Raw genomic sequence first — 11458 nt, 5'->3', positions numbered from 1 at the left:
TCAAGCCCCGTGAGATAACTCACGGGGCTTTTTTTATCTGTGCTTTAACCTCTTCCTGCATACTACATTTCTTCAATAGATTATGAACTTGCTTAGCGCAAACCATGTGTTTGATGCTTGCAAAATGCTATGAATAATTCAGAAATGGTTAATGAACAGATAATTATCAGTGGGGTTTAGCCTTAACTACATAAGATATAACAGGGTAGGTTTGATATACTACAAGCCATATGGTTTATAAAATTGCTAAAATGCTTTTAACTTCTAATTTTGTAGGGATCAGAAACGTGGCGAAAAGAACCTATTCTGTCAGATATATTGCAGGTCAACCCGCTAAACGTATTCAGCCAATGCCTGTACATATGTTAGGAGAATCATTACCCGTGGGGCTTCCCCTATTTGCGGCGGGAGAAACCTTAGATGTTGTGACATGGAATATTTATAAGCAACAGCGACCTAACTGGAAAAAGGTCCTTAATGAGTTAGTTAAAGATAAAAAACTGATTCTACTTCAAGAAGCTCAAATGTCGCCTGAGCTTATTTCATTCGCAGCCTCCCACAAATTGATAGCAGATCAAGTGCCCGCGTTGCCTTTTTCTCAGCATCCTGCTGGCGTAATGACATTAGCAACTGCTCATCCTATCTACTGTTGCCCGCTACGCGAAAAAGAGCCGTTATTGCGTTTAGCAAAATCGGCACTGATAACAGTTTATCCCTTGCCTAATGGGGAGCATTTGATGGTTGCAAATGTGCATGCCATAAACTTTAGTTTTGGTGTTGATGTTTATACAAGGCAATTAAGTAAATTAGGTGAGCATATATCGAAACACGTTGGCCCTGTACTTTTGGCTGGAGATTTTAATGCGTGGAGCCGCCAAAGGGTTAACGCCTTAAAACGCTTTGTTAGAAGCGTGGGGCTTAAAGAGGTTAACTATGATACTGATCAGCGCACTAAAGCGTTTGGACGGCCTTTAGATTATCTCTTTTATAGAGGCTTAAAAGTGAAAGATTGTTATGTCACAAACACAGATGCATCAGATCATAACCCAATTATTACTCAGTTTGACTTAGTATAAAAATTATTTGAGTACCTACCTATTAGTAATTTCATACTTAAAAAGCCATTTATAGTTATTCTGCTCTTACGATAAACATTATCGATATGTCAGTTGCAGATAATGTTTATTTGGCTAAAAACAAATATTTATTATTAGACTGTATAAATAAGTTAGTCTTAAAATGAATGTTATTATTTTCATTCGGTAATTAAAAATAAAGATAACTATAATCTTGCTTATTTTTATTTAATGATAATTCACTGAATGTAATTAGTTTTATTTGGTGGATGAATATTAATTATTAATTAAATGTATGGCGAATTAATTAAATTAAACTATATTTATATATCTATATGATAACGATTTAACACAACTTAAATAATAGGTGGGTTAAAGTATGAAGCATATCGTCATAGTCGGTGGTGGTACAGGTGGTACAATGTTAGCGAATATCCTTGCAAGGAAACTTAATAAGGATATTTTTTCTAAAAAAATAAAAATAACATTAGTGACTGATAACCCTACTCATTATTATAAACCAGCTTTTATGTATGTTGCATTTAACTTATTCTTTAAAGAGGAGTTAAGTCGCCATGAACGATCGTTATTACGGCCCGAAATTAATTTAGTGATTGATAAAATTGAGTCCTTTGACTTTAAAAATAAAGAACTAAAGTCAAATAGTGGTAAGACTTTAAATTATGATTACTTAGTTATCGCGACAGGATGTGTTCCTAGGCCAGATAGAATAGAAGGGTTAAAAGAAATAGGTAACCACTTCTATTCTTATGAGCCAGCAAGAAAGTTAGCAGATCAATTATCAAAAATTGAAAAAGGTAGGATCTTTATCACCGTATCATTTCCTGAAACGCCAAATGTTCCTCATCAATGTGGTATCGCACCAATGGAAACGACATTGATGTTAGATGAATTTTTACGTAAACGTCGCGTAAGAGACAATATTGAAATTGTATACACCTACCCGACAGTCTCTCAATTATTACGTAATTGCCTTTTCCTTCAACAACCTGTTTGTGAAGCTATCCCTGAGATTTTTAATATAAAAAATATTAAAGCCCAACGAGGTTTTACATTAAGTAAAGTAGATCCAGACAAGAAAGTCGCTTATTCACAAGAAGGTGATGAGCAGCCTTTTGATATTTTAATTAGCACTCCGCCAATTACAGCTGTTGAAGCTGTGATTAATACAGGCTTAAGTGAGCACAATAATGGTGAAGGCTGGCTCCCAACAGATCATGAGACCATGCAAGTCTACGGCACAGATGGAGTGTATGTAATCGGTGATACCGTTGATTTGCCTATCAGTAAAGCAGGAGGGAGCTGTCATAACCAAGCTGGGATTATTGCTGATAATATTTTTGGTGAATTAACTTATGGTTATCCTGCGGCTATTTATGATGGGCGTGTACAAGCCGTTGCTCAAATGGGATTAAATGCAGGTATGCCATTACAGTATGACTATAAACATGATGTTATCCCAATACCTGCAACTAAGGTGGGAGGACTACTCAGAAATAGTTTCAATAGAGGTCTTTATTGGGCTGCTATCCGTGGTTTAGTGTAAGAGGGTAATTATCATGTCAAATGAAAATACGCACTCCAAACTTATTGAGCTACTTAATTCAGAGTCTGTAGATCATTTCGCCGAGAAAATATCACCACTGCTGCATTTAAAACGCTTAGATAATATCGTTGATCTACTTTCTTTAGTTTCTGACCTTGTTGATATTCTTGATTTAGGTACGGTTGAAAAATTATCCAATTCATTCGAAGACACGTTAACGCCAGTTTGGGAGCTAGGAACGGCATATAACATGGCTAAGATGGAGGCGATATATGATGATAAAACGCATAATTTTCGTTCAGTTTATAGCTTGTTAAAAGATCCAAATACTTTACGGGGGGTTAGTATCCTATTAAGAACGTTGCAGATTATGGGTTCTAGGATACCTCAATCCAATGAGAAGTAATTTTTTAGGAGAGTGGTATGAGCTTAAATCAGAGGAATGCTTTTGATACTCGAATAATACACAGTTTTTATGATCAGCGTGAAAACAAAGGGGCGTTGGTTCCGCCTATATATCAAACCTCAACTTATTCATTTAGCAGTGCGGAAGAGGGAGCCGCCTGTTTCAGTGGTGAGAAAGAAGGGTATATTTACACAAGAATTAATAATCCTACGCTAGATTTGTTAGAAAAAAGGCTCGCTGATTTAGAAGAAGGTGAAGCAGCGATTGTATTTTCGTCAGGAATGGGAGCCATTACATCGACTTTTTGGTCTTTAATGAACCCAGGTGATGAGCTATTAGTTGATATGACGGTTTATGGGTGTACTTATTCCTTTTTTCATAATGGACTCGAGCGATTCGGTATTCAGGTACGCCACATTGATATGAGTGACCCTAAAAATGTAGCTCAAGCGATCAGCAAAAAGACGAAAATGATTTTTTTTGAATCCCCAGCTAATCCTGATATGCGCTTGGTGGATATACAAGCGGTAACGAATATTGCTAAGGAGCATAATATTATTGTCGTTGTTGATAACACCTATTGTACTCCTTATCTACAAAAGCCAATCACATTAGGCGTTGATATTGTGATCCATTCATTAACCAAGTATATGAGTGGTCATGGTGATGTTATTGCAGGCGCAGCCATAACAACAAAGGAAATAGCGAAGCAGATCCGGCTAGTTGGGTTAAAAGATATGACGGGAGCGTGTTTATCACCTCATGATGCGAGTTTGATTATGCGAGGAATGAAAACGCTCTCTGTTCGTATGGAGCGTATTGTGAAGAGCGCTCAACAGATAGCACAATATCTCTCTTCTCATCCTAAAATTGCATTTGTCATTTATCCAGGCTTGCCGAGCTTTAAACAATATGAGCTAGCCAAAAAACAAATGAAATTACCTGGCGGCATGATTGCCTGTGAAATTAAAGGCGGTATGGAATCAGGTAAACGCTTTTTAAATCGTTTAACGCTATTTTCACGAGCAGTGAGCTTGGGGGATTGTGAATCCTTAGCACAACACCCTGCAAGTATGACACATTCAACTTATACACCAGAAGAACGACAATATTATGGGATAAGTGATGGATTACTGAGATTATCGATTGGACTAGAGGATGTAAATGATTTGATTGCCGACCTTGAGCAGGCTCTTGAATTAGAAAGTTAATGATAAAACGCCCCATCAATGATGGGGCGTTATGTTGTGTTTTGCAGATAGGATTATTTTAATTATTTTTTTGGTAATTGCGCATTATAAAGTAGGCAACAGTAAGTATCACAACCCAAACACAACCGACGATTAAAGCCACTCGTGTGTTTTCAAAGAACCCAAGTAATGCGATAACAAATACCATAAAGGCAATCGTCACCATAGGGCCGACCGGCCAAAATGGTACAGGGAACTTGAGCTGTTTAACCTCTTCTTGGCTCATTTTACGGCGCATAGCAACCTGCGAAAGCAAGATCATTAACCATACCCAAACAGTGGCAAATGTTGCAATTGAAGCAATAATCACGAAAATTCGCTCAGGTAAAAGGTAATTTAAGTATACGCCAAGCAGCATAACGGCTGACATCACCAAGACGGTTACCCATGGCACACCATTGCGTGTCAACTTAGTGAAAGCGCTAGGTGCTTGTTTATCTTGAGCCATGCCGTACATCATTCGACCAGCACCAAAAATATCACTGTTAATGGCCGAAATGGCGGCAGTGATAACAACGATGTTTAGAATGTTTGCGGCAGAAGAAATATTCAGACTAGAAAAAATTTGCACGAATGGGCTACCGTTTTGCCCAATTTGGTTCCATGGATAGATACACATTAAGATAAAGAGTGTTAAACCATAGAATAGCAAGATCCTAATAGGCACGGCATTAATTGCTTTAGGGATGGTTTTCTCTGGGTTTTGAGCTTCGCTTGCGGTGATACCAATCACTTCAATCCCACCAAATGCAAACATAACAATGGCGAGAGAGGCAATAACGCCAGTAATGCCATGCGGCATAAAACCACCATGTTCCCATAGGTTTTGCAAGCCGACAGCGTGGTCTGTCTCTTTACCAAAACCGTAGAACATTAAGAAGGCACCACCGATAATCATGGCAATAATCGCGGTCACTTTGACTATCGATAACCAGAATTCAAGCTCACCAAATATTTTAACGTGACATAAATTCAGCGCACCGATAAATAAAACGATGCTGAGTACCCATACCCATTGATCAACATGAGGGAACCAAAAGCCCATATACATCCCGAAGGCGGTGATATCTGCAAGGCAGACAACCAGCATTTCGAAAACATAGTTCCATCCGGTTAGAAAGCCTGCTAATGGCCCCATATAGTGGCTGGCATAGTGAGAAAATGACCCTGGAACTGGGTTATGAACCGCCATTTCACCTAAAGCACGCATAACCATAAAAACGGCAGCGCCCCCTATCATATAAGCGATGAGTACTGCGGGGCCGGCTGCTTGTATGGCTGAAGCGGAGCCATAAAAGAGGCCTGTACCAATCGCTGACCCTAAGGCCATAAAGCGAATGTGCCTGACACTCAGTCCCTTTCTGAGTTGATTTTTTTTACTACTTTGCATTTTTTGTCCTGTCTTTAATTACCGAATATCGTTTCGGTTTTTTTAATCAGATGTGCTTTATCAAATCCAAGCTGTTTACATTACCATAAAGTGGGTTAACCGCGGATAGATATCTGCGATATAATACGTATTAAGATGACAATGCCAGAGAGTGCGATGAATTACCCAATCAATGAAATTTTTCAAACATTACAAGGTGAAGGTGTGTTCACCGGTGTTCCTGCTGTTTTTATTCGCTTGCAAGGCTGCCCAGTGGGTTGCAGTTGGTGCGACACCAAACATACTTGGGAGAAAGAAGAGAGCAAAGCAACAACACTTGGTGATATTGCACTAAAAACCGTTGATACAGATACATGGGCGCTGGCGGATAGTCATGAATTAATCAACCTCATGAAAAAACAAGGGTATACAGCTAAACATATTGTTATCACAGGGGGAGAGCCGTGTATTTACGATCTGCTTCCTTTAACGTGTGAGTTAGAAAATCAAGGCTATCAGTGCCAAATTGAAACGAGTGGCACTTATCCTATTCAATGCTCAGATAAAACATGGGTAACGGTATCACCAAAAGTGGGGATGAAAGGGGGATTACAGGTGCTTACGGAATCAATAAACCGAGCAAATGAAATCAAGCACCCTGTTGCGCGTGAAAAAGACATTGAAGAGTTGGATAAATTGTTGGCAAAACGAACCGAAAAACATGCGCCAGTTGTTGCATTACAGCCTATTAGCCAAAAAAGCTTAGCAACCAAGTTATGTATCGATACGTGTATTGCGCGAAATTGGCGTCTTTCTATTCAAACCCATAAATATCTTAATATCGCCTGATGTGCCGCGTTGAACACGGCATACCAGAAAGTGTCTATTCGCCGCGGTAAATACAACCAGCATTACAGGTTTCTTTCACTGTCACGGCACTGAGTAATGGTAAGAGGGGTTTGGTTTTATGCCAAATCCAGCTTGCCAGCACCTCGCTGGTTGGATTTTCGAGGCCTTCAATATCATTTAAGTAATAATGGTCGAGTTGATCTAAAATTGGCTTAAATGCTTTTTTGACATCACTAAAATCGATAAGCCATCCACTTTTTTCCTCGACTTCGCCTGTCAGCTCTAATCTTACCATGAAAGAATGGCCATGGAGGCGACCGCATTTATGACCTTCAGGTACATAGGGAAGTTTGTGTGCCGCTTCAAAATGAAAATCTTTATAGATGCTTGTTCTCATAACTAACTCCTTATAAATCGAAATGCAGCGTATTCTACTGTAATTTGTACTCCGAGCATCTTATTTTGTCGAATTATCACTAACCATTTTTATGAGTATGATTCACTAACTATTTTCATTAGGCTTTTTAGCTATTAGTTATGGCGATCGTTTCTTATCCCGTTACGAAAGGGTGTTATAACCTGACAAACTATCGGGGTAGTAATTTATGATGAGCAACTCTGGGGTTATAAGATAATGACAAAAAAACAGTCTCCAATTTCGGCATTGCCAATATCTATGGAGCAACTTGCACGCTTACAGACAGCCGTGGATGATTTTTCATCTCACCAATTAGCTTGGTTGTCTGGATATTTGTGGGGAATGGTAAACCAAAATACAGTGACTAGCACACCTGTGAGTGCTCCCGTGCCACAGGACGAAACGATTACAATCATTTCTGCTTCACAAACTGGCAACGCGCGCCGTTTATCTGAACAACTTAGAGAAAAGTTGCTCAGCGAAAAGCTCAATGTGAATTTAGTGAATGCAGGAGATTATAAATTTAAGCAGATCGCGCAAGAAAAAATATTGGTGATAGTTGCATCAACACAAGGAGAAGGCGAGCCTGCTGAGGAGGCGGTTGCATTATATAAATACTTGCACTCCAAAAAGGCTCCAAGCCTGAATGAAACGGCATACGCTGTTTTCGCATTAGGCGACTCTTCCTATGAGAAATTCTGTCAAGCTGGTAAAGATTTTGATACGCAGCTGGCTCAATTAGGCGCCAAGCCATTACTTGCACGTATCGATGCCGATGTAGAGTATCAAGCAATTGCAGATGCATGGATTGAGGAACTGAGCCAATTACTTAAAGCGCGAGTGCCAACGCAAAGTACTCATCAACTTGTTGCGGCTCAGGTAGGGAGCGTAGATGAAATTCATTCATCACCTTACACTAAGACGTCGCCACTTACCGCATCTTTATCGGTCAATCAGAAGATCACAGGGCGTGGATCACTAAAAGATGTTCGCCATATTGAGATTGATTTGGGGGATTCAGGGTTACGCTATCAGCCTGGTGATGCGCTTGGGGTGTGGTTTGATAATGATCCTGCTCTTGTTGAGGAGCTTGTCAGTTTATTATGGTTAACCGGTGATGAAAAGGTTCAAGTGGCTGAACAATCATACACACTACGTGATGCACTGACTCACCATTTAGAGTTGACACAAAATACCCCTCTTATTGTTGAAAAATATGCCAACTTGTCAAAAGACGAGACTTTATTGGGGTTAATAAGTGATAAGCAGGCACTTTTGCACTATGCACAAAATACTCCCATTGTTGATATGGTGAGACAAGCTGCCGCTCAGCCTACCGCTCAAGAGTTTGTTGAGCTTCTTCGACCATTGACCCCACGGTTGTATTCAATCGCATCTTCACAGGCGGAAACAGAAGATGAGGTGCATATTACTGTCGGCGTTGTACGTTATGACATTGATGGTCGTGCTCGTACAGGTGGTGCTTCTGGCTTTTTGGCTGATCGCCTAAAAGAAGGTGATGAACTGCGTATTTTTATTGAACACAATGATAATTTCCGTCTTCCAGCCGACAGTACAAAACCTGTCATCATGATAGGCCCCGGTACTGGCATCGCACCGTTCCGTGCATTTATGCAGCAACGCGATAATGAGGAAGCGACCGGTAAGAACTGGTTGTTTTTTGGTAATCCACATTTTGTTGAAGATTTTCTCTACCAAGTGGAATGGCAACGCTATGTCAAAGAAGGTTTGTTGACCAATATTTCATTGGCCTGGTCCCGAGATCAAGCACAAAAAGTGTATGTGCAAGATAAGTTGCGTGAACAAGGTGAGGAAGTTTGGCACTGGATTGAAGAAGGGGCACATATCTATGTCTGCGGTGATGCGAATCACATGGCTCGGGATGTGGAGCAGGCGTTGCTGGAGATTATCAGTCAATACGGAAACATGGATAGCGAATCGGCAGATGAATTTTTAAGTGAGCTGCGCGTGGAGCGCCGTTATCAGAGGGATGTCTACTAATGAGTGATAAAAAATACGGGCCTTTGGTCGTAGAAGGCAAACTGGCTGATAGTGAACGGATGAAAAACGAGAGTAATTATCTACGTGGAACTATCAAAGAAGATCTCAAAAATGGATTAAGTGGCGGATTTGAAGGGGATAATTTCCTACTAATTCGTTTCCATGGGATGTATCAACAAGATGATCGTGATATCCGAGCGGAGCGCGCTGAACAAAAATTAGAACCCCGCCATGCGATGATGCTTCGTTGCCGGTTGCCCGGAGGCATCATTACGCCTAAACAGTGGTTAGATATCGATAGATTCGCATCAGAACATACGCTGTATGGCAGCGTGCGTATCACTAACCGACAAACCTTCCAGTTCCACGGTATTTTAAAGGGTGATGTGAAGCCTGCACACCAAATGTTACATCATGTGGGGCTTGACGCATTAGCGACGGCAAACGATGTGAACCGTAATGTGCTTTGTACCTCTAACCCCGTTCAATCTGAGCTACATCAACAAGCTTATGAATGGGCGAAAAAAATATCGGAGCATTTACTGCCACGTACAAATGCTTATGCAGAAATTTGGCTTGATAAAGAAAAGGTGGCAACAACGGATGAAGAGCCAATATTAGGGAAAACCTATTTGCCTCGTAAATTCAAAACATCGGTAGTGATACCGCCATTAAATGATGTCGATTTACACGCCAATGACATGAACTTTGTAGCGATTGCTCAAGATGGGGAGTTAATTGGCTTTAACGTGTTAGTGGGCGGTGGTCTTGCGATGACTCACGGTGACACGGCGACTTACCCTCGATTAGCCAGTGAGTTTGGGTTTATTTATTTGAAAGATACGCTGGCGATTGCAGAAGCTATCGTGACAACTCAACGTGATTGGGGGAATCGGACAGAACGTAAAAATGCTAAAACAAAATACACGCTGGAACGTGTTGGTGTTGAAACATTTAAACAAGAAGTTGAAAGACGCTCTGGGGTGACCTTCGAGCCAGTTCGGCATTATGCGTTTACTCAACGTGGTGATCAAATTGGTTGGTTAAAAGGGATAGACGATCGTTGGCATCTCACGTTATTTATTGAAAATGGTCGTTTAATCGATTTGCCTAATAAACCACTAAAAACAGGTGTTGCAGAAATAGCTAAAATTCATCAGGGAGACTTTCGCTTAACGGCGAATCAAAACCTGATAGTTGCGGGAGTGCCTGAATCGGAAAAAGAGCGTATTGAAGCGATTGCACGTGAACATGGCTTGATCAGTGATGAGGTGACATTGCAGCGTGAGAACTCAATGGCTTGTGTTTCTTTCCCTACCTGCCCATTAGCAATGGCGGAAGCAGAGCGCTTCTTACCTGAATTTGTCAGTGAAGTAGAAAAAATCATGTCGTCACACGGCATCGGTAACGAGCATATTGTATTACGTGTGACAGGATGCCCAAATGGCTGTGGTCGAGCCATGCTGGCGGAAGTTGGATTGGTAGGTAAAGCGATTGACCGATATAACTTACATTTAGGTGGTAATCGTATCGGTACTCGAATTCCGCGCATGTATCGAGAGAATATTAGTTCGGCGGAAATTTTAACTATCTTAGACAATTTGATTGGTCGTTGGGCAAAAGAGCGGGAAGATCAGGAAGGTTTTGGCGACTACTTAATTCGCGCTAATGTAGTGAAACCAGTACTGAATTCAGCTATCGATTTTTATGAAGTGAAGGAGGCGGTATGAGTCAACTCAAACTTGCCGAAGTACTTAAATTAGATAAAGTGCAACAAGCTGAATATTTATCAGCATTGAATGTGCAATTGGAAAAATTGAGTGCTATTGAGCGAATCGAGTGGGCATTAGATAATTTGCCCGCTAAATTTGTATTGTCATCCAGTTTTAGCATACAAGCGGCGCTCATGCTACATATGGTGACACAAGTGATGCCCGATATTCCTGTTATTTTAACGGATACTGGGTATCTTTTTCCTGAGACTTACATCTTCATTGAAGAGTTAAAAGATGAACTCCATTTGAATTTGCAAGTTTATCGCTCCCCATTATCTCCAGCGTGGCAGGAAGCTATTTATGGCAAATTATGGGAACAAGGAACTGAGGGGATAGATCTATACAATCAAATTAATAAGGTTGAACCGATGAATCGAGCTTTGCGGGAGTTAAAAGCGCAAAGTTGGTTCTCGGGGCTGCGTAGAGAGCAATCGAAGAGTCGTGCCACGCTGCCCGTACTGAGTATCGGTAAAGGGGTATTTAAAATATTACCAGTGGTTGATTGGAATAATCGCCAAGTACATGAATATCTGACCAAATATGATTTGCCTTATCACCCTCTTTGGGAGCAAGGGTATTTATCTGTTGGTGATACACATACCACTCGTAAATGGGAGCCTGGTATGAGTGAAGAAGAGACCCGCTTTTTCGGTCTTAAACGCGAATGTGGGCTTCATGAAGGGTAAGTTACTGCAAATAGCTTGAGTGGCTGACCTGATAAATCAG

Annotated in this window: 10 protein-coding genes; 8 read left to right on the top strand and 2 right to left on the bottom strand. The window is 40.7% G+C overall.

Going from position 1 to position 11458, the window contains the following annotated elements; genetic code table 11:
• The first annotated feature begins 287 nt into the window (after positions 1 to 287).
• From PR675_RS18525 to PR675_RS18510, 4 genes are all read left to right on the top strand, one after another.
• Positions 288 to 1076 (top strand): endonuclease/exonuclease/phosphatase family protein, encoded by a 789-nt coding sequence (locus PR675_RS18525; RefSeq protein WP_171831120.1) that lies wholly within the window; start codon positions 288 to 290, stop codon positions 1074 to 1076.
• Between the two features lie 379 nt (positions 1077 to 1455).
• Positions 1456 to 2643 carry an NAD(P)/FAD-dependent oxidoreductase gene (locus tag PR675_RS18520; RefSeq protein WP_004916265.1) on the top strand — a complete coding sequence of 396 codons (1188 nt, stop codon included), beginning with the start codon at positions 1456 to 1458 and terminating at the stop codon, positions 2641 to 2643.
• Between the two features lie 13 nt (positions 2644 to 2656).
• Positions 2657 to 3049, top strand: coding sequence for a hypothetical protein (locus PR675_RS18515; RefSeq protein ID WP_060560579.1), 393 nt, complete (start codon positions 2657 to 2659; stop codon positions 3047 to 3049).
• Positions 3050 to 3066: 17 nt separating this feature from the next.
• Complete coding sequence (locus PR675_RS18510; protein WP_004922949.1) at positions 3067 to 4260, top strand: methionine gamma-lyase; 1194 nt, start codon at positions 3067 to 3069, stop codon at positions 4258 to 4260.
• 58 nt (positions 4261 to 4318) lie between these two features.
• Here PR675_RS18510 and PR675_RS18505 read toward each other — a convergent pair whose 3' ends face one another.
• Positions 4319 to 5689: an amino acid permease gene (locus PR675_RS18505; protein ID WP_004922947.1), complete on the bottom strand. Its 1371-nt coding sequence runs from the start codon at positions 5687 to 5689 to the stop codon at positions 4319 to 4321.
• Positions 5690 to 5845: 156 nt separating this feature from the next.
• On the opposite strand from PR675_RS18505, the gene queE reads away from it, so the two are divergent.
• Positions 5846 to 6517, top strand: coding sequence for a 7-carboxy-7-deazaguanine synthase QueE (queE, locus tag PR675_RS18500; RefSeq protein ID WP_014656642.1), 672 nt, complete (start codon positions 5846 to 5848; stop codon positions 6515 to 6517).
• Positions 6518 to 6551: 34 nt separating this feature from the next.
• On the opposite strand, the gene queD is transcribed toward queE, so the two are convergent.
• A complete protein-coding gene (gene queD, locus PR675_RS18495) occupies positions 6552 to 6914 on the bottom strand; it encodes a 6-carboxytetrahydropterin synthase QueD (protein WP_004922942.1) in 363 nt (120 codons plus the stop codon).
• A 237-nt stretch (positions 6915 to 7151) separates the two neighbouring features.
• Here queD and cysJ point away from each other — a divergent pair, with 237 nt between their 5' ends.
• Genes cysJ through PR675_RS18480 form a run of 3 tightly spaced genes read left to right on the top strand, consistent with a single transcriptional unit; the run spans position 7152 to position 11418 of the window.
• Positions 7152 to 8957 carry an NADPH-dependent assimilatory sulfite reductase flavoprotein subunit gene (cysJ, locus tag PR675_RS18490; protein WP_036941486.1) on the top strand — a complete coding sequence of 602 codons (1806 nt, stop codon included), beginning with the start codon at positions 7152 to 7154 and terminating at the stop codon, positions 8955 to 8957.
• Positions 8957 to 10687: an assimilatory sulfite reductase (NADPH) hemoprotein subunit gene (gene cysI, locus PR675_RS18485; protein ID WP_040132394.1), complete on the top strand. Its 1731-nt coding sequence runs from the start codon at positions 8957 to 8959 to the stop codon at positions 10685 to 10687. Before cysJ ends, cysI begins: the two co-directional genes overlap by 1 nt.
• On the top strand, positions 10684 to 11418 hold the full coding sequence (locus PR675_RS18480; RefSeq protein ID WP_272582856.1) for a phosphoadenylyl-sulfate reductase: 735 nt from the start codon (positions 10684 to 10686) through the stop codon (positions 11416 to 11418). The genes cysI and PR675_RS18480 overlap by 4 nt, the downstream gene beginning before the upstream one ends.
• Positions 11419 to 11458: the final 40 nt, after the last annotated feature.

It is taken from the genome of Providencia sp. PROV261, assembly GCF_028477945.1.
In the GTDB taxonomy this organism is placed as follows: Bacteria; Pseudomonadota; Gammaproteobacteria; order Enterobacterales; family Enterobacteriaceae; genus Providencia; species Providencia stuartii.
This window is presented reverse-complemented; position numbering and strand designations above follow the sequence as displayed.